This is a genomic window from Pseudomonas sp. PDM02 (genome assembly GCF_014852285.1).
Classification (GTDB): domain Bacteria; phylum Pseudomonadota; class Gammaproteobacteria; order Pseudomonadales; family Pseudomonadaceae; genus Aquipseudomonas; species Aquipseudomonas migulae.
The window spans coordinates 40,610-58,925 of sequence record NZ_JACVBL010000022.1 but is presented as its reverse complement, the minus strand read 5'-3'; the positions used below and the strand labels follow the sequence as shown (position 1 = coordinate 58,925).

Sequence of the window (18,316 nt, the reverse complement as noted above, 5' to 3'; positions counted from 1 at the left end):
GCGATATAAGCCATTTTTTGATGCATCGCTACAACTGGATTCGGCCTCATCAATTCAACGATGGGTTGGCACCAGCGCGGGCCGAGGAAAAACTTAACGTCGTGTCCGGGATTAGTTGACCACTACATACCGCCTCGCAACAAATTTGCTTGAGCCAGGCTACGAACGCATCGGCCGCTACCGAAGGTTGAAGTACGCTCACTTCATAGTGAAAAGATGGTTTGCTACGAATCTTGCCTAAGGGTACCAACCTGCCATCAGCCAACCACGACCGAGCCAGCGATGGCCGAGCAAGTACCACCCCTTGGCCGTTCGCTGCTGTTTCCAACATCATGCCCAGGTCGAGCAACACCGGGCCCACATGAGGTTCTGGCAGATCCAGCTGGGCCTCATTAAACCAAGGACGCCAAGGCTCCAGCGGTGAGCGTAGCAGGGGGAGCCGGGAAATATCGTCAAGCAAATGCAGCGAGCCGAATCTGGTAAGCAAGTCTGGTGCTGCCAGGGGCTGCAGTTGCTCGTCCAGCAGTCGGTGCTCTGGTTCTACCTTGGCGCTATCGCCACTGATATTGATATCCCATGTACCGCCGATGCTGCGTACCAGAGGCGCCGAGAGTTGAATTTGCAGATCTATGTTTGGGTGCGCCGCGCTGTGCTCTGGAAGACGAGGAATTAGAATCTGGCGAGCGAAGGTCGGTGGACAGCAGATGGTGAGCCGCTGCTTTCGCTGGGTCAGGCGGCTATGCATTGGGATTGCGACCAACTGTTCTAGTATCGGCGTGATCTGTTCAAGATAGGCTTGGCCCTGAGCGGTGAGTGTCACGGTACCACCGAGGCGATTAAACAGTAGTACACCGAGAAGCTGCTCTAAGCCCGATATGCGCTTTCTGAGCGCGCTGCTGGTAACCGATAATGACTCAGCGGCTCGATCAAAAGACTCCATCTGTGCTGCGGCCTCGAATGCCAATAGGGCATCGAGAGAAGGGAGACGATAATCGTTGAATCCGCTCATGCTTGCTCCCGAACATTAAAATTTACTACACCTTGACTGCTCCCGACCGACTCGTTTTTCGATGAGGAACCAAGCGGAGCAGTGTATACCGTTCGCTTTTCATGTCTCTTGTTATTGGCTCCCAAGCCCCCTGATAAAAGCCGTCTGGCTGTCCTTGGTCGATGCACCGGATAGTGAGGTTGTGTTCAAGCGGACACGTTAGCCAGTACCCGCTCTGGTTAAATTAGAAATGATCTTTGTAATGATATAGGACAATCTGTGTTTTTGGGATGTGTGCATGAAGCCAACGATTAGCTAGAGGCTATCGTTTGGCAAAAGTCAGGAAGGGGTAAGTGAGCGCGACCTGTGAGGTCGCACTTGGCATGAAGTGAGGAGAGCGGGGGGTTATTCGAACAGAGAAGGATCTACTTTTTTACGTCGGGCCTGCTCCAGGTGTCTGCGCATCTGGTCTGCTGCTGCCAGCCGATCCCCTCGTTCCAGGCAGTCGAGGATCGCGAGATGCTCTTCCGCCTGGCCTTTGCGTGGGGCTCGTGTGCTGGCTTGACGGTATTCTACCAGTCGACGCAATTGGTCGAGACGGCGGACGGTTTGATGCAGGAAGCGATTGCCGGAGCACGCCGCCAGTGTCTCGTGAAACAGTGAGTTCGCCTCAAACAGCTCCTGAGGAGTCATAGTCAGGTAACCACCGTTGGCAATGAACTCCTGTTGTTTGCGACAGGTAGCAAGCGTTTCACGATCTATTTGAAATGTGGGTGAGAGCAGGCCAGAGGGCTCGATGGTTGCGCGGAATGAATAGCTTTCTTCATACGCCTCCACTGAATCGATCATGGGCAGAAGCCGCCATCCTTGACCCGCGCGTTGTTCAATCCATCCTTCCTGCTGGATGCGTGAGAGAACCGCTCTCAGTGCTGCCCGAGACACATCAAACCGACGCATGAACTCAATCTCGGTAAACAGCTCGGGAAGCTGTCGGCTGAGACGTAATTCGGCAAACTTCAGGTAGAGCGGATCGTCACTGCTCTCCATGACTTCCGAGGCGAGGTCTACTAGATCGTCGCTGGAGCGGGCTAGAAAAAAGCCTCGATTTCGGTCGTATGTGAGCATGCCCTTTTCGACCAAATGGCCCATGGCAAACTTGATTGGAGTACGTGAAACGTTAAGCGTTGCCGCCAGCTGTGACTCGACCAGGTGATGCCCTATATCGAAGCGTTCACGACGCACGTGAGAAACAATGTCACGCGCAATGCGTGCTTGCAGAGGACTTAGAGGCATTGGATCGAGAACCAAATAGAGCTGACCATGGAATCGCCATTCTAGCGTGTCGGTAAGCTTAACGGCAGAGACCATTTTTTTGCCTCTGCCGAGGTTTGTGTTGCTCCGAGCGCCTGTTTTATCGAACCTGGTAGAAGGGGAACGCCCCGAACAACAGGCCACCAGCGAGCAGGCCGAAGCTGGCAAAAATTGCCCACTTGAGAGCGAAGCGCTGGTGGTCACCCAGATCGACTTTTGCCAATGCGACCAACAGGTACAGGGACGGTACCAGCGGGCTCAGCAGATGGACAGGTTGGCCGACCACTGAGGCGCGGGCAATTTCAAGAGGCGTGATTCCATACTGAACGGCTGTCTGTGCGATCACGGGCAGAATGCCGAAGTAAAACGCATCATTGGACATGAAGAATGTGAACGGCATGCTGACCAATGCTGTGAATACGGCCAGGAACGGGCCGAAGCTGTGTGGAATGACAGTGAGCAAACTTTTGGCCATCGCATCCACCATGCCGGTTCCAGACAGGATGCCTGTGAATATCCCGGCGGCAAAGATCAGCGCGGTGACGGCCAGCACATTCGACGCATGGGAGGCGATACGTTCCTTTTGGTGTTCGATACTTGGGTAGTTGATCATGATTGCCAGTGCGAAACCGACCATGAAAAGCACCTGGATTGGCATGGCCCCCGCGACAAGGCAAGCGATCAAGGCGAGTGTGAGAATCAGATTTGGCCAGAACATTTTCGGACGGCGATGCACGTCACACTCTTCTGCCGATCCATTCCCCAAAGCCATCGATCCATGGTGAAAGTCTTCGAGATGAAGCACTCCGAGCGCGGCACGCTCTTTGCGACCCAGCACAATGGCCGTAAATATGAGGCAGGCCGCCCCCATCAGCATGGCAGGAATCATCGGTAGGAATATCTCAAGCGCATCGACATGCAGGGCGGCAGCGGCGCGCGCTGTTGGCCCACCCCAGGGTGAAATGTTCATGATGCCGCTGGCGATATTCACTACGCAGACCATACCCAGCACGTTCATACCCAATCGCTGGTAAAGCGGCAGAAACGCTGCACAGGCGATCATGTAAGTGGTTGAACTGTCGCCGTCCAGGGATACCAGCATCGTCAGCACGGCAGTGCCCACCAGAACCTTCAGCGGGTCTCCTTTCACCAGCTTCAAGATGAAGCGCACGAGCCCGTCAAAGAGCCCCGCGTCGATCATGATGCCGAAGTAAAGAATCGAAAACGTCAACATCACGCCCGTTGGTGCGAGGGTTTTGACACCGTCGAGCATCATGCCGCCGAGGCCCGCGTAATGGCCCCCGATCAAAGCGAAAACGATAGGTATCAGGATCAGCGCAATAAGCGCCGATAGGCGCTTTGTCATGATCAGGTACATGAAACAAATGACCATTGAAAAACCAAGGATTGTTAACACGGTCGTACTCCCACTTTTATTAGACGTATGTGGCTCTCGTCAGCCGCGTGGCTGTTCCAGATCCATGGTTATCAAGTCGAGGCTGGCTCGAAAAAAAGGGGAGTGAGGATGGAGCTGGGGCATGTGAGCTTGATCATGGTGAGCCTCGACTTTCTTATGTTTATTTTTTCTACCGTACCCAACCGGGCGCTGCGTCAAAGGAGCGACTGTGCACAGTAGAAATCGTTGGTTGGGGTACGTCCGATCTCGGGTTTGAGATGACTCGGACAAATCAACATTGATCTATATCGTGACAAAGTGCAATATGGCTCTCACAAAAACATTGCCCGTACAGCCTGTGAGGATTAGCCAATGCCTAAGTCAAAGGGTCGAACCGTTTCCGCCAACGGCATCGAGTACCGTGTAAGTGATATTCGGGGGGTTGTGACTGACCTGGGCGGTGACTACGCCAAGCTGCCCTATAGCCTGCGAGTTCTTGCCGAGAACGTTTTGCGTGGTGAGGGCGATCCTGAAGCCGCACTTAAAGTGATATGTGCCCGTTCCAAAGAATTCGACATCCCGTTCCGCCCGGCCCGGGTTGTGCTGCAGGATCTGCTGGGTACGCCAGCACTCGTAGACCTCGCTGGTTTGAGAGATGCCGTCGCGGAGAAAGGTGGTAATCCGCGCTTGGTGAACCCGGTGACCCCAACCCATCTCGTTGTGGATCACTCGCTCAACGTCGAACGTTGGGGCGATGCCAGTGCTCTTGCTGATAACGAGGCTATCGAACGTGAACGCAATGCGGAGCGTTTCCAGTTTCTGGACTGGTGTAACAAGGCTTTCAGCAATCTCTCCATCATTCCCTCGGGCAAAGGCATCCTTCACCAGATCAACCTCGAGCGTCTGACCACCGTTGTGGGTACTCAGCGCCGTGGCGACGAGCTATGGGCTTTCCCGGATACGTTGGTAGGTACTGACAGCCACACCACTATGATCAACGCCATTGGTGTGTTGGGCTGGGGTGTTGGCGGCATTGAGGCCGAAGCCGCGATGCTGGGCAAATCACTGATGCTGCGCCTGCCGGAAATCGTTGGCGTGCGTCTGGAAGGCACATTGCCTCAAGGCTACCTCGCGACCGATATTGCACTGGCGTTGACTGAACAACTTCGTAATGCAGGTGTGATCGGTTCCTTCCTCGAGTTCTTTGGCCCGGGCGTGCCCCAGCTATCACTGGCAGACCGTGGAACCTTGTCGAACATGGCGCCGGAATTCGGTGCAACAGCAGCAATGTTCGCAATTGATGACCGGACGCTGCATTACTTGCGTATGACGGGGCGTGGCGGTCAGATTTCGGGACTGACGGAAGCGTATGCGCGGGCACAAGGTCTCTGGCATGACAGTCTTGCCGAGGCTGAATACAACCGTGTGGTAACACTCAATCTCAGCACTGTTGCACGCTCGATAGCCGGGCCTAAGCAGCCACACCAACGCATCGTATTGGGACAAAAGGCGCCTGCCACCAATCTTCCTGCCGGTCTGGACAATGGCTCGATAGTTCTCGCTGCCATTACCAGTTGCACCAACACCTCCAACCCAAGGGGAGTAATCGCTGCGGGGCTGGTTGCGCGTAACGCACGAAAGCGTGGACTGAAGAGAGCCCCCTGGGTGAAAACTTCGTTCGCTCCTGGCTCCATGGTGGTATCGGACTATCTTGAGCGGTCTGGCCTGAATGAAGATCTGGACGCTTTAGGTTTCAACCTGGTTGGCTATGGCTGCACCACCTGCAACGGTATGTCCGGCCCGTTGCTCAGCACCGAAATCGAAGACGAAATTCGTGCTCGCAAGTTGGAGACTGTGGCTGCGACTTCAGGCAACCGTAACTTTGAAGGCCGAGTCCACCCACTGGCGCGCGAAGTTTTCATCATGTCGCCACCGTTGATCGTCGCTTATGCGATTGCCGGCACCTACTTGATTGACCCGGAAAAGGACGCATTGGGTCTCGACGACAAGGGCGTACCGGTCTACCTACACGAGTTGTGGCCGAGCGATGAGGAGCTGACGCAAATCGAAGCTGATAATTTGACTGCCGATCTGTTCGACAAGGCCTACGAGGATGTTCCGCGTGAAGCAGGCTTGATCGCCAGCGATCTGCGCGCGGGCGTCAGAGACCAATATGCCTGGCAAGAAAGCAGCACCTACATCCGCAAACCTCCATATTGGAGCGACGCGGTGACTGCGACAGACACAGCCAAAGACCTCAGCAACATGCGTGTGTTGGCCATGCTCTCGGACAACATCACCACCGACCACATCTCACCATCTGGCGCGATTCTTCCAGAAAGCGATGCGGGCCAGTACCTGCAATCGCACGGCATCGCAGTACCAGACTTCAACTCCTACGGTACGCGTCGTGGCAACCATGAAGCGGCGCAGCGTGCGACCTTCGCAAGCCCTCGTTTGAAAAACGAACTGCTTGAAGATGGCCGTGAGGGCCCGTGGACGTTGCTTCTGCCCGAGAAAGAGGTCACCACGATTTTCCAGGCCGCCGAGATCTACGCACAACGTAAGCAGTCGCTGATCGTTGTCGCCGGTAAGGAGTACGGAAGTGGATCCTCGCGCGACTGGGCTGCAAAAGGCCCCCGTCTGTTGGGTGTTCGTGTGGTCGTGGCCGAAAGCTTCGAGCGTATTCACCGCACCAACCTGGCTGGCCTCGGCATTCTTCCGTTGCAGTTTGAGGACGGTGTTTCTCGTCAGAGTCTGGGCCTGAATGGACGTGAAACATTCAGCGTTGAAGGCATCACCGCAGACTTCCAGCCGGGCGCAAAAATCACGCTGGTGATCGAGCGTGAGAGTGGTGAGAAAGAGCGCGTCACGGTCGTGAGTCGTCTGGATACCTTCGAAGACGTCCGCTACTTCCGCAGCGGTGGTTTGCTGCCACAGCTTCTGATCGAAAGCATGAAGAACGCATCCGTTAACTGATGCACCGCTGATTCGTTGGAGTAAAAAAATGACCCAAAGACGTATTCCTGCCGTTTACATGCGTGGCGGTTCCAGCAAAGGCGTGTTCTTTCTTGGCGAGAATCTGCCACCAGCAGGTGCGGAGCGTGATGCGATCCTGCTTCGTGTGATTGGCAGTCCGGATGTGTATGGCAAGCAGATCGATGGGATGGGCGGCGCCACCTCCAGTACCAGCAAGGTTGTGATCATCGGTAAATCCACCCGTGATGACTGTGATGTGGATTACCTGTTTGGTGCGCCGGCGATTGAGACCCCTGTAATCGATTGGTCAGGTAACTGCGGAAATCTGAGCTCGGCGGTTGGCCCTTACGCGATTTCCGAAGGCTTGGTGGATGCACCTCGCGATGGCATGGCAGTTGTCCGCATCTGGCAAGCCAACATCCAGAAGCGAATCATCGCCCACGTGCCAATGCGTGATGGTGAGGTTCAGGAAGAGGGTGATTTCGTACTCGATGGCGTAGCTTTTCCTGCTGCCGAAGTTGTCTTGGAATTCCTCAATCCCGGTGGTTCAGATGGCAGCATTCTGCCAACCGGAAATGCCATCGACGAATTGGACATTCCGGGCGTCGGTAATCTTGCAGTGACACTGCTGAATGCTGGCAACCCGACCATATTCGTAGACGCGGATAAGGTGGGCCTGAAAGGCACCGAAACTCAAGACCAGGTTAACGGTGATGCGCAGTTGCTTGCACGGCTTGAAATCATTCGCGCCCATTGCACGGTGGCCATGGGCTTGGCCGAGAGTGCGGAAGAAGCAACGCGATTGCGTCCTCATACTCCGAAGCTATGCATGGTTGCTAAACCTCAAGCCTACAAGGCAGCGGGTGGCAAACAGGTAGAGCCAGGTGACATCGACGTGATTGCCCGGATTCTCTCGATGGGCAAGCTTCACCATGCAATCACTGGCACCGGCGCTGTTGCTGTCGCAGTTGCAGCAGCACTTGATGGCACGTTGGTCAATCGCATCGTCGGCGACGTCAGAGATCGTCAGGTACGCATGGGACACACCGCCGGCAGCGTCGCTGTTGGTGCGAAAACCGCCTTTGTAGAGGGGGCCTGGACAGTCGAAAAAGCAGTCATGAGCCGCAGTGCTCGTCGACTGATGGAAGGCTGGGTACGCATCCCCGAAGTGGTTTGATTTGCCAGTGTCATGCCGAGCGACGCTCGGCATGAGCACACCTGATTCAATGTCGCATTTGACGTTGACAGACATTCAGGTGGACTCACTGAAAATGGCCATGTGATTAAAACCGGCAGCCCTGTTTGTATGACTTTCAAAACGACCTGACCGCCTGATTCGCAGAGACCTGGAATGCTTACTTTGATCGAACTACTCAACTCGCCAACGTTCTGGCTGGCAGTGGCGCAAATCATCGCCATCGACATCTTGCTCGGGGGCGACAACGCAGTTGTCATTGCATTGGCATGCCGCAAGCTCCCGGAAGCTCAGCGTAATCGCGCCATTCTTGGTGGCGCGCTGGGAGCCATAGTGCTCCGCATTGTGATGATTTTCTTTGCACTGCAATTGTTGGAATTGCCGTACCTAAAGTTCATCGGGGCAGCACTGCTTCTCTGGATTGGTATCAAAATGCTCGTTCCAGAGAAGGAGGATGCGCATGACAACCTTGCAGCCAGTCCTCGGCTGTGGGGGGCGATCAAGACAATCATTGTCGCTGATGCTGTCATGAGCCTGGATAACGTTGTTGCGGTCGCGGGAGCATCTAAAGGAAGCCTGGAGCTGGTGATCTTTGGCATCGTCATCAGCATTCCAATCATCATCTGGGGCAGCAAGCTGGTGCTCCATTTTATGGATCGGTTTCCATTGATCATCACACTCGGGGCGGCATTGCTTGGCTGGATCGCCGGAAGCATGGCTGTCGGTGACATCAGCTTGCCAAGCCTCCCGTCACGGTCGCACTACGCAACTGGTGTGGTCGGTGCGATGTTGGTCTTGATTGTGGGCATGCTCGTGAAGCGTCGTCAGCAAACTGATGGCGAGCCGTCTCCAGAGATTGAAAGAGGTGAGCAGTTATGAGTTCCGATATTGCAGCTGTGCGTCGCGATTTGGCCCCTTATGGCGAACTGCGGGTAGCCATTAATCTAGGTAATCCAGTCCTGGCCCAGCGCGATGAAGCCACCGGCACTTTAGGAGGTGTATCTGTTGCGTTGGCAAATGCATTGGCACAGGAGTTGGGTGTCGCGGTCAAGCTGGCTGCATACGATGCCGCTGGGAAGGTGTTTGCTGCCTTGGAGGACGGGCAGTGGGACTTGGCGTTCCTAGCTATTGAACCAGTACGCGCGGAGAAGATCGCCTTTTCAGAACCTTATGTGAGTATCGACGGCACCTACCTCGTTCGTGAGCAAAGCCCTTACCAAAGTGCATCTGACCTGGATGCGCAAGGTCACAGGATTTCTGTAGGTCGTGGTGCCGCGTATGACTTGTATCTCACACGCACTCTTCAGAGAGCTGAGCTCGTCAGAGGGGAGACCTCAGCGAGCGCTATTGATCTGTTTTATGAGCAGGGATTGGAGGCCGCAGCGGGAGTGCGACAGCCATTGGAGCGGTTTGCAAAGTCAGCTCAGGGAGTAAGGGTGCTGGCAGACAACTTCACCCAAATTCGCCAGGCGATGGCTGTTCCGAAGGCTCGGAGCATCGCAGCTGCGTACATTCAGGATTTTATAAGTCGTCGCGTAAAAGATGGCTTCGTGGCAAATGCGCTAGCCGAAAGTGGGCAACATGATGCGCGAGTGGCACTGCCAAAAGCGTACTAATCCAGACAGCATTTTTGCTCCAGTTTTCGGACATCGTTGTTCAGTGTTTGAAAAGTGAAGGCGCCAAGTGCGGCATCGAAGATTACCTTGAAATCAGATATTTCTGTTTTAGCGTGTAGTGATGAGGGTAAGCGTGGAAAGTAAAAGCCGGTTGAATTATCTCGGAGCGCCATTGGTGGGAGTCATCGGTGGTCTGCTGGCGAGTTGGGTTAGCTGGCCCTTGCTGCGCAATGTGATTCTCTGCAGGCAGTTTTTCAATCGCATATAGCGCGCAAGATCCTCCGCAGGTAGCTTGACCAAGGAATATCGGTGAATCGACTGCATATTCGATAACAGCCAGGCGAAAATCGACAACCCGACAATTCCCAAAACGTGAGGGCGTACCCATTCGGCGGCCAATTACGAACGGGGCGTCAAGATGGCCAAGGCAACCGCCACGATGAAGAGCGCTGGCACGTCACCTGCCAAGTGCCCCATTTGCCCCGGCTGGGTGACCGCCTGGACGGCCATGATTCCTCCGTGTATGGCGCTAGACCACACGGTGAACCAGATCAGGCTCAGATTGGCTAATGGATCACGTGCGGCCAGGATCAAGAACACGCCAAGTGTGGCGTAGATGCCAACGATCATCATCGGGTAGTCCGAGTGACCGACGTGCCAGGCCCAGCCGGACGGCCAGAACAACATAAGTGGGTAGAGAGCAAGGCACGCGAGGCCAGCCAAAACTAGAACGACACGCAAATACCTGAGGCGATCGACTACGGTCATGGCGGACTCCTCTTTGGGCCTAAGACCCCAAGTTGGGGTGATAACGCCTTCACAGGCTTGATGGATAACATTCCTTGCTCTGTCGTCTATCCCTGACCAGGCCGGGCATTGTGATAGTCGGGTAACCGCTGAAGGGGCTTATACACCATGGACGGAAAGCCCAATCTGCTCAATCAGTTCCGGCAGTAGACCAAGCATAGCTACTCATTTTCTATCGCTCCGTCCACCGAACGCTTCTGGCCGATTGCTGCCTGTCACGAAGGGCAGAAAACGACCCGAAGCTGCCCTTCGCAGAGGGCAGCTAACGGCTGTGGCCGGCCAACCACTCCGGAGGCCCACCAGCATCGTGGGCCCGTATCGTCGAACTGAAGTGTAACTTCGGGTTGAAGTAAGACCTGGAAACGATAATCGAAACAGGGGTTCTTGCCGAATCATCGTTTCCGCAGGGCGCTTTAGCACTGATAGCCTTTTTCAGGGTTAGCTGATTTGTGTCGCAACAACTATGCCGATAGTGTTCCCCGTTCAGTTTCAATAACTGGAGGCGTTTTTTGAAGTCCGATCTTGGCATTCGCAAACGAGTGCTTGGCGCCTTGCCGGAGCTACCGCTCGAGTGTAATGTACACAGCAGCTACGATCTGTAGCGGAGCCAACTACCCGTGATGCTCTCTATTGATGATGCCAAAGCGTTAGGTATTGAGCGTAAGGTAATTACCTTGAAATATTGTGTTTAATCGTTCGTGCTTGCTGCATGTGTAACTGCAACAGCCCAGGCCACTACAAAATCGGAAATCTGTGGATGGCCCGCCGACATTTATAGAGCAACGCAGGAGAGGTGCGCCTGTAATACGGGGAATGGCCGCTGCGAGGTGCTCGCTGCGGCTGAAAAACCAGAAATGAGTGAGTGATCTGAGCGTTTTGGATCGACTCGCCACTTTCAAAATCGGCAGTGGTCGAAGTTAGCCCGAAACGTATGGCTACTTCAGACCATCCCTAGCGCGTGATAAAGCAAAGATTGTCATGTAGCATAGATCAATGAGTAGTTCTACAGTCAGCCCCTCACTACGCGCTTCTGCACCAACTCTAGAAGGTTTGTGAATGATAAAGACTATCCCGATGTGGAAAATGATGATGGCCACCAAAGGTAAGAAAACGGGACTTGCAATACTGTCATGCTTACCTGTTTTCATCGTTACCGGTGCGTGGATGTTTCTTGAAGGGTTGCAAAATGGGCAAAAGCGCCAGGCTGCAATGGGGCTTATTGGTCTGATTTTTTTGGTGTGTGCCTCCTGCTATTTGCACCTTCAAAAAAATATATTCCCGGCAAAACATTTCAGGCTTATAGAAATAAAAAGCTCAGTACAAAGACGGCCATAAATTACGGTTACGGAATCATTGTTTTAATTTTCGCAGTTTTTGTGGCTCTTGCACCGGAAGACGCGCTGAGAGCAATAGGCTATGGATTAGTAGGCATCTTTAGCCTTTATGTTCTGTCAAAAAGCTTAAAATTTCACGCAGATATCGATTTTTCGACAAATGAATATTTGGCAACCGCTCTGGGATTGCCTGTGGGGGAGAAAATTCTGGTCAGCTACCAGAATTTTGATGCTGACGAGGTTGAAGTTGGTAGCAATGCTTTTGCCGCAACAGCGACAAAATTCATTGTAGCGTCGTTTGATGGGTATCTTTGGAGAAAGCTGTCGCGGGATCTGAATCAGGTCTCGCGCATTGGGATCGCTGGCGATGAAAATCAAAATTACTTCGTTAAATTGCAATTCAATGATGGAGCCGATGCTTTGTTGCGCATTGGGCTATATGAAAAGCTCACATCAAATCCCATTCTGGTAGTAAGAAGGCTGCTGGAAGCGATTGATGCAAGTCTTCTTTGTGGTAGTGGTGCATCACAGACAGCACAAAGACGTCGGGTAGTTGTCAACTCTGGAACTCCAACATCGGTTTCAGAAATTGTTGCGCCTGAGGCTGCGCTTGCATCCACGGCGCCTATGCGCAACATTGAGGTAGCCCCTGACGTAATAATTGCTATCCAGAACGCCGAAGAAGTTGTTCCCGGTCGCAGGCTGGAGCTTTAACAATGTCTCATTGTACAAAGTTTGAATTTTCTTATGTTAATGAAGAAGCCATTGCCAAAGCGTTCGGCAAGATGGGCCTAAGCCCAACGACTGGTCTGGTTTCCGTATTTGCCAGCGACTTCAGTAAAAAGGTATTGAGCAAAATAGGCTATATGGGCAAGCATCAATTTAGGGCTATTTGTGGCCAAGCGGCTGATAAATTCAATCTATTTGTTTGCCAAATTGAGGAGGGCTCCTACAAACTCCTCATCGAACGGGGAACTATTTCGTCCGACGACGAAGCGATAATGGCTGATTTGGCTTTAAGCTTTCAGAAAGCGTACATCAGCGTAGCCATCGATGAAACCATCAAGCGCATAGACGCATCAGGTGTTCCAGCAAGAGTGAAAGAAACTCTTCAAGGGTTCGAGGTCGAATTCGGACCTAACTACGAATACAGCATTCATGTCACCTTTACGGGCGATGAAATTACGGAGGAAGTGCATGGCGTGAAAGGCGATATTTGCACAAAACTTACTGAAGAACTTGAATCTCTACTTTCTAGCCCTACTGCGGAACTTATGACTGAGTGGAAGCCGGAATATACCGTAGTCCATGAAGAGCAAACCCTTCAAATTCTCAGTGCGAATTTCTAAATGGAAATCAATGTACACCATATGGAGTTGAGCAGCGTTAACGGCCCCGGGTTGCGCTTGACATTATGGGTGCAGGGTTGTGCGCTGAATTGTAAGGGGTGCTTCAATCAGAAGACCCACGCTCGCGAAGCGAGTACGCTGATGCCTGTTTATGAATTGGCACAGAAGATAAATGCGCTGGACATCGCTGGGGTTACCCTCTCTGGGGGGGAGCCGCTCGACCAGGCACCAGCCTTGGAGCAATTAATACATGCCGTCAATGGCGAGAAAAACTGGATACTTTATACAGGCTATACGCCAAAAGAGATATTCCAGAATGAAGCCATGATTCGTGTTGTTAAAGCCGTAGACTTGACGCTGGCTGGTCGGTATCGGCATAACGCGAAACATCCCTATCAGCACAAGCAGATTATCAAAACCAGCGACAGAGTCGACATTGACTTTTTCCGTACTAGAAGAGTTGTCGAGTTTGTTGTTTCAAAATCTGGCGTTACCAAAACCGGTCTTCCGATGCATGTATAACTCAGTTCAAGCGCAGGGATAATAGGCATGAGCCGTACCAAGCAGATAACAGATTACCTCAAAGCGCGTTATGCGATTTTGGTCATTGAAACTTTCGAGGAAGAGCGTGCACTCATTGAAGTTTCTGAAATCGCCAAGGCGCTTGGCCATCGTTTGTTCGTTTGGAACTCGACGCTAGGAGTCCAGATAAATGGCGTCGTGGCTGGGGATAAAACCTTTGATTTGAAAATGGCCTTGGACTTTTGCGAAGAAAAGGCGAAGGAGGAGGGCAGCAAAAATATTTTTGTTTTTTGTGATGCTCATAACTACCTTTCCTCAAGCTCAAATCCTGTCTATCGTCGTCGACTTCGAGATTTAGCCATAAATATCCGCTCACGTGGATATCGAAGCAATTGCATTATCGTGGCGCCCAGCTTTGAAATTGCCAATGATCTTCAAAAGGAAATCACGTTGATTGATTTTCCTTTGCCATCAAGAGATGAAGTTAAGGCTCAGATAAATAACTTTGTTAATTCCTGGCAAGGCAACAGCAGCGTTAAGATTGATCTTTCTAGCGAAACCAAAGATAAACTCATTGATGCCGCTTTGGGCCTCACGGGATTAGAAATTGACAATAGCTTGTCTCGTTCATTGGTATCCAGTCTTAGTGTAAATGAAAATACCGTAAAAGATCTGCTTTCCGAAAAAAGACAAATTATACGGAAAACAGGTATCTTGGAATACATCGACTCAAAGGTAAATCTCGAGGATGTTGGAGGGCTGGCAACTCTTAAGAAGTGGCTCCATTTGCGTAGCCAGTGTTTTGGGCAGATTGCTCAGGAGTTCGGTGTCGGAACCCCGAAGGGTTTGCTCTTAACTGGAGTTCCTGGTTGCGGTAAGTCTCTAACGGCGAAATGCGTATCGTCGTCTTGGAACATGCCCTTGTTGCGCTTGGACATGGGGAAAATCTTCCAAGGGGTGGTTGGCTCTTCAGAATCCAATATTCGTTCCGCACTACGTACTGCCGAAGCTATTTCGCCCTGCATCCTATGGATCGATGAAATTGAAAAAGGACTTTCCGGCTCTTCCGGAGGAGCATCTGATGGTGGCACGGCTACACGCGTATTCGGCACACTGTTGACTTGGATGCAAGAAAAAACGGCGCCTGTTTTTGTGTTTGCCACCGCTAACAACATCAACAGCTTACCTCCGGAGTTGTTGAGAAAGGGGCGATTCGACGAAATATTTTTCGTTGACTTCCCGTCGACATTAGAAAGAAAGAAGATTCTTGAAATACATCTGAAGAAATTGAAACGTGACCCAGAAAAATTTGATTTGGATCGATTGGCTGCTCTAGGAGGCGAGTCGAATTTTGGTAAAGACATTGTGCTTTCTGGTGCTGAAATCGAAGCTTGGGTTGGGGACTCGCTGATTGAAGCATTCTCACGGCGGATGAATGGCTCCGGTGATGTAAGCGACCTGACTATGGTTGATTTTGAAACTACTATTTCGCGTTTAGTACCAATGAGCAAAATGCGTAAAGACGAGTTTACAAAACTTCGTGATTGGGCGAATCAAAATGCAATTAGCGCTTCGGCTAAGGTTGCCGGTCAGAGTGATACGGAAACTCAAATCGGCGGCAGGCAAATTGATTTTTAATCTGCGGTGATTTTTCAGTGGGTAAGGCTTTGTTGCACAAGTCGCGGCTGATGGTCTGGCCGTTTGTTGCCTGTTGTGAAAGGCAGATATCGACCCAATGCAGTCCTTCTTTTTCATTGCGTCTGTAACTGTCGGCTCTCGACAGGCCCGGCGCATCGGGCCTGCATTGGATTCTTGCGCTGCAATTGCTGCTGGGACTGTTTCGCTCGAAAGGTCAGGTCAGGTCAGGACTTAGGATCCGGCTGAGCGATTCTTTCCCTGCGTACACGGATTAAAAATCTGGTAAATACTCTCGCTGGATCCTACATAGGTTTTGGTACCTGGAACCGCCACCGCCGAGTAATTCTTGCGATCGGTGACCTGAATAAAATTTCCTTGCCCAGCCGTGAAGCTCTCAGTGTTTGGCGGCACTAGCACGCTCAGGAACTGGGCTTTCTTGTCGAGGGCCAAGGCACCTCCCACGGTAATTGGCGCCAGCATGGCGGCCCAACGTTCACTGAATAGGTAGAAGGTATCGGCTGCGGCTCTGCCACTTTGCAGGTGGGCACACTGCACATCGCTGGCGTTGATGACTTCAGCTTGCTGGTAGATGCCGCCCTTATAGAAGGCCAGTACTAGCTTGCTCTTGGTCAGCACACCCAGGCCTTGCTTGGGTCTGCACACTTGCAAATCACCATAGGCAGATAAACACCAGTTGGTTTCGGTGATAGTGACGATTTCGTCTGCTCTGAGCTTCAGATCGCGTTCAATATTGGCGCGGGCTTCCGGGGTTTCGTAAGGGATGGCGCATGCGCTCAATAGAGCTGCGAGGGTAAGGGCGAGTAGCGGGGTTCTCATCAAGCGTCCTTTGCTGCTGGAAGGTACATGTAAATGACGAATATTTTTTGCAAATCTCTTCTTTCAACACTCTACGAGTCAAGCAATCGCGAGAGCAGGAGAAAACAGCCGCCCTCGAAAAACACTAGACAACGAAACACCCGCTGAACGATTTTCTGGGCAGCGACGCTGGTGCTACGGACGTGGGCCGTCAGTGCACGCGGGTGCTCACTACCTCGCCAGTGACTGCATCCTCCAGCCACACTTCAAGCCGATTGAGACCCACATACCTTGAGCGCGCCATTATTTTCTGGCCAGGTTTGCCCTCGAACTTCAGGTCCGCAAACAGGAAGTAGCGGGGCAACTGGTATTCCAATTGGATGGTGTAGGTGCCAGGCTTCAACACCGCGCGCTGCGGGGAGTCGTTCTTGTAGTAGTACGTAGAGAACGGGATGTTGCCGACTTTGTTGTCGTTGATCCTTATGATGTTCAGGTCCGGCTGGAGATCGGCGAAGTGACGCTGGGCCCTGTCCGCATAAGTATCTGTCTCGACCACGGTATAACGCGACTCGTCATCCGCCGTGGCGGGATCGACGTTGGAGTACGCGGGCATTTCCGCACAACCGTGCAGGCACAGCAGTGCGATAACAAATGGAAGGACGAACTTTCTCATCAATAGATCCTATTGTTGCGCAAAAAAACAATGCTATTTGTCCTGTCCGGGTCTGGCAGACAGTTCAGTCTCGATGACTGCTCAACGCACAACATTCACTGCTGTGAACGTGTAAACGCTCTTCGTATTTTTCGACGTCGACTCCAGTGTCAGGGAAACCCCCAAATCCTCGATAAAGGCGGCGGAAGTTTTACTGGTGCCCTGGTCGCACTCCAGCGCGATGGCGTCACCTGTCAGCGAGGTGAATACTTGCCGGGCAGGAAAGCGCTGACCCACGGTGCAAGTCGTCGACTGCTTCATGGGTTTGTCGGTTGGCCGAGCAGGCACTTCTTCCATGACCAGACGAGTGCTCAACGTCTCGCCGGGGCTCCAGCTCGTCGGGGCCTTGACCTCAAGTTCGCGGGTGAGCAACACACGTCCATCGCCTATGCCGTTCATTTTCGACTTCAACTGAATCAGGCCCGCCTGGGTGAGACGCTCGACGTGGAAGGCTTCGTTGTAGATCTCATTCTTCTTCAGCAAAGCGCCGTCTGCGGTGTACTCAACCGTCACCGGACGATCCTTGATCGCATCGCCGGTTCGGGTGGCATAGGTGTAGCTCAACGTTTTGAATTTCGGTTTGAGCAGCGGCGAGTCGAGGCGCTTGAGCACGTCCTCCGGTACGGCGACGCCGGCAATGCTCGTATCCGGTTGTGGCTGAGGATAATCAGCCGGCGTGATGTCCGGGCGCAGTTGGGCGAGCATCGCACCGTCAACGGCGCCTTGCAGGGAACAATTGACCCGCGACTGAGTGCCCTGTTTGCCTTCCGCCTCGACGATCAAGATGCGTTCCACACGCTTGCTACCCGGCGCCGTGCCTGGCTGCGGCTGGATGAGTCGCCATTGGTCACCGACCTTGAGTTCACTGCGCACATAAGACGAGCCAATATTCTGCAGTTGCCCCGGTTGTTCCATCAGCGGCGCGAGGCGCCTGGCCACTTCGTCTACGCCGCCTTCAACAATGAAGCCCCAGTAATAGTAGTGACCCAGTTGGCCGAGGTCGCTGCTTTCGTCGACATAGGACAGCAGTTTCATACCGGCAACAATCGGCGTACCGCGCAGAGGCACCGAATTTTCCGGGTTGCTGCCACGGTTTTTGACGGCTATCCACGCCGCATCTTTTCGCTGTTCAATAGGCGCAATCGCGCCCCAGGCATCGCGGTGTGTGTTCAGGCTGGCGAAGAAGTTGGCGTCGCAGTGGGTGAGTGCCTTGAGCGTTTCGGTCAACGCTGCATCGTTGGCTTGGGCGACGGTGGGCAGGAGCAGAGCGCAAGCGAGGAGCAAAATGGGGGACGGCAGCTTCACTGAATGGATGTCCTTATCTATGGGCTATGCGGGTGGAGGCATATGGCCATTATCCAGACATTGAGAGGTTAGCTCCAGTCGTTCTTGTCCAAATCGCCATCGACCAGCGGCGTTTTTTACCTGCTCACACTCCAGTCAGCGTTAAAAGCCTCCGGTTGATGCACTGACCGAAAGCAGTGATTGAGTCGTCGCGCTTTTCATTCAGCGGTGACGCCTGTAAAAAACGACCTAACCGGAGGTCGCTATGACCAACGTTAGTCCAGAGTACGAAAATCCATAGGCTCTCAATTCGGTTTCGATAGCCAGTTTGTGAAAGGTAGCGGGCCGATTGTATTCGGCGCCATGAAG

At 52.8% G+C, this 18,316-nt stretch carries 15 protein-coding genes and 1 pseudogene; 9 read left to right on the top strand and 7 right to left on the bottom strand.

From position 1 onward, the window contains the following. Nucleotides 1–157 precede the first annotated feature (157 nt). From IB245_RS28060 to IB245_RS28050, 3 genes and pseudogenes are all read right to left on the bottom strand, one after another. A pseudogene (locus tag IB245_RS28060) lies at nucleotides 158–1,009 on the bottom strand (LysR substrate-binding domain-containing protein); the annotation flags it as partial. A gap of 384 nt (nucleotides 1,010–1,393) precedes the next feature. Beyond that, nucleotides 1,394–2,356: a GntR family transcriptional regulator gene (locus tag IB245_RS28055; protein WP_225610015.1), complete on the bottom strand. Its 963-nt coding sequence runs from the start codon at nucleotides 2,354–2,356 to the stop codon at nucleotides 1,394–1,396. Between the two features lie 43 nt (nucleotides 2,357–2,399). Further along, nucleotides 2,400–3,716 (bottom strand): CitMHS family transporter, encoded by a 1,317-nt coding sequence (locus IB245_RS28050; RefSeq protein ID WP_192496250.1) that lies wholly within the window; start codon nucleotides 3,714–3,716, stop codon nucleotides 2,400–2,402. Nucleotides 3,717–4,067: 351 nt separating this feature from the next. On the opposite strand from IB245_RS28050, the gene IB245_RS28045 reads away from it, so the two are divergent. The 4 genes from IB245_RS28045 to IB245_RS28030 all read left to right on the top strand — a co-directional run bounded on the left by IB245_RS28045 (nucleotide 4,068) and on the right by IB245_RS28030 (nucleotide 9,485). Next, nucleotides 4,068–6,674 (top strand): aconitate hydratase, encoded by a 2,607-nt coding sequence (locus IB245_RS28045; protein ID WP_192496249.1) that lies wholly within the window; start codon nucleotides 4,068–4,070, stop codon nucleotides 6,672–6,674. A 28-nt stretch (nucleotides 6,675–6,702) separates the two neighbouring features. Next, the gene (gene prpF, locus IB245_RS28040; protein ID WP_192229336.1) at nucleotides 6,703–7,851 is read left to right on the top strand and encodes a 2-methylaconitate cis-trans isomerase PrpF; all 1,149 of its coding nucleotides are present in this window, start codon (nucleotides 6,703–6,705) and stop codon (nucleotides 7,849–7,851) included. A gap of 183 nt (nucleotides 7,852–8,034) precedes the next feature. Next, nucleotides 8,035–8,748, top strand: a complete 714-nt coding sequence (locus IB245_RS28035; protein WP_192496252.1) for a TerC family protein — start codon at nucleotides 8,035–8,037, stop codon at nucleotides 8,746–8,748. Next, a complete protein-coding gene (locus IB245_RS28030; protein ID WP_192229335.1) occupies nucleotides 8,745–9,485 on the top strand; it encodes a transporter substrate-binding domain-containing protein in 741 nt (246 codons plus the stop codon). Before IB245_RS28035 ends, IB245_RS28030 begins: the two co-directional genes overlap by 4 nt. 399 nt (nucleotides 9,486–9,884) lie before the next feature. Here the strand turns inward: IB245_RS28030 and IB245_RS28025 are convergent, their stop codons facing one another. Further along, the gene (locus IB245_RS28025; protein WP_192229334.1) at nucleotides 9,885–10,253 is read right to left on the bottom strand and encodes a DUF6632 domain-containing protein; all 369 of its coding nucleotides are present in this window, start codon (nucleotides 10,251–10,253) and stop codon (nucleotides 9,885–9,887) included. Between the two features lie 1,095 nt (nucleotides 10,254–11,348). Here IB245_RS28025 and IB245_RS29155 point away from each other — a divergent pair. From IB245_RS29155 to IB245_RS28005, 5 genes are read left to right on the top strand one after another with little or no spacing between them, the layout of a single operon-like run. After that, nucleotides 11,349–11,627, top strand: coding sequence for a hypothetical protein (locus IB245_RS29155; RefSeq protein ID WP_225610014.1), 279 nt, complete (start codon nucleotides 11,349–11,351; stop codon nucleotides 11,625–11,627). 41 nt (nucleotides 11,628–11,668) lie between these two features. Then, entirely contained in the window at nucleotides 11,669–12,340 is a 672-nt protein-coding gene (locus IB245_RS28020; protein WP_225610013.1) for a hypothetical protein, read from the top strand. Nucleotides 12,341–12,342: 2 nt separating this feature from the next. Continuing rightward, nucleotides 12,343–12,975 carry a DUF2997 domain-containing protein gene (locus IB245_RS28015; protein WP_192229333.1) on the top strand — a complete coding sequence of 211 codons (633 nt, stop codon included), beginning with the start codon at nucleotides 12,343–12,345 and terminating at the stop codon, nucleotides 12,973–12,975. Next, the gene (locus IB245_RS28010) at nucleotides 12,976–13,497 is read left to right on the top strand and encodes a 4Fe-4S single cluster domain-containing protein (RefSeq protein WP_192229332.1); all 522 of its coding nucleotides are present in this window, start codon (nucleotides 12,976–12,978) and stop codon (nucleotides 13,495–13,497) included. It abuts the gene before it with no gap. A 27-nt stretch (nucleotides 13,498–13,524) separates the two neighbouring features. Then, nucleotides 13,525–15,135 carry an AAA family ATPase gene (locus tag IB245_RS28005; RefSeq protein ID WP_192229331.1) on the top strand — a complete coding sequence of 537 codons (1,611 nt, stop codon included), beginning with the start codon at nucleotides 13,525–13,527 and terminating at the stop codon, nucleotides 15,133–15,135. A gap of 231 nt (nucleotides 15,136–15,366) precedes the next feature. Here IB245_RS28005 and IB245_RS28000 read toward each other — a convergent pair whose 3' ends face one another. The 3 genes from IB245_RS28000 to IB245_RS27990 form a co-directional block, all read right to left on the bottom strand. Next, complete coding sequence (locus IB245_RS28000; protein ID WP_008044181.1) at nucleotides 15,367–15,972, bottom strand: hypothetical protein; 606 nt, start codon at nucleotides 15,970–15,972, stop codon at nucleotides 15,367–15,369. A gap of 190 nt (nucleotides 15,973–16,162) precedes the next feature. Then, a complete protein-coding gene (locus IB245_RS27995) occupies nucleotides 16,163–16,624 on the bottom strand; it encodes a hypothetical protein (protein WP_192229330.1) in 462 nt (153 codons plus the stop codon). Between the two features lie 81 nt (nucleotides 16,625–16,705). Next, nucleotides 16,706–17,968 (bottom strand): hypothetical protein, encoded by a 1,263-nt coding sequence (locus IB245_RS27990; protein WP_192229329.1) that lies wholly within the window; start codon nucleotides 17,966–17,968, stop codon nucleotides 16,706–16,708. Nucleotides 17,969–18,316 lie beyond the last annotated feature (348 nt).

What these genes read in the sequence shown, in the direction of transcription:
- IB245_RS28055 (WP_225610015.1), bottom strand. Translation starts at nt 2,356, where the DNA reads ATGGTCTCTGCCGTTAAGCTTACCGACACGCTAGAATGGCGATTCCAT.
- IB245_RS28045 (WP_192496249.1), top strand. Translation starts at nt 4,068, where the DNA reads ATGCCTAAGTCAAAGGGTCGAACCGTTTCCGCCAACGGCATCGAGTAC.
- prpF (WP_192229336.1), top strand. Translation starts at nt 6,703, where the DNA reads ATGACCCAAAGACGTATTCCTGCCGTTTACATGCGTGGCGGTTCCAGC.
- IB245_RS28030 (WP_192229335.1), top strand. Translation starts at nt 8,745, where the DNA reads ATGAGTTCCGATATTGCAGCTGTGCGTCGCGATTTGGCCCCTTATGGC.
- IB245_RS28025 (WP_192229334.1), bottom strand. Translation starts at nt 10,253, where the DNA reads ATGACCGTAGTCGATCGCCTCAGGTATTTGCGTGTCGTTCTAGTTTTG.
- IB245_RS29155 (WP_225610014.1), top strand. Translation starts at nt 11,349, where the DNA reads ATGATAAAGACTATCCCGATGTGGAAAATGATGATGGCCACCAAAGGT.
- IB245_RS28015 (WP_192229333.1), top strand. Translation starts at nt 12,343, where the DNA reads ATGTCTCATTGTACAAAGTTTGAATTTTCTTATGTTAATGAAGAAGCC.
- IB245_RS28010 (WP_192229332.1), top strand. Translation starts at nt 12,976, where the DNA reads ATGGAAATCAATGTACACCATATGGAGTTGAGCAGCGTTAACGGCCCC.
- IB245_RS28005 (WP_192229331.1), top strand. Translation starts at nt 13,525, where the DNA reads ATGAGCCGTACCAAGCAGATAACAGATTACCTCAAAGCGCGTTATGCG.
- IB245_RS28000 (WP_008044181.1), bottom strand. Translation starts at nt 15,972, where the DNA reads ATGAGAACCCCGCTACTCGCCCTTACCCTCGCAGCTCTATTGAGCGCA.
- IB245_RS27995 (WP_192229330.1), bottom strand. Translation starts at nt 16,624, where the DNA reads ATGAGAAAGTTCGTCCTTCCATTTGTTATCGCACTGCTGTGCCTGCAC.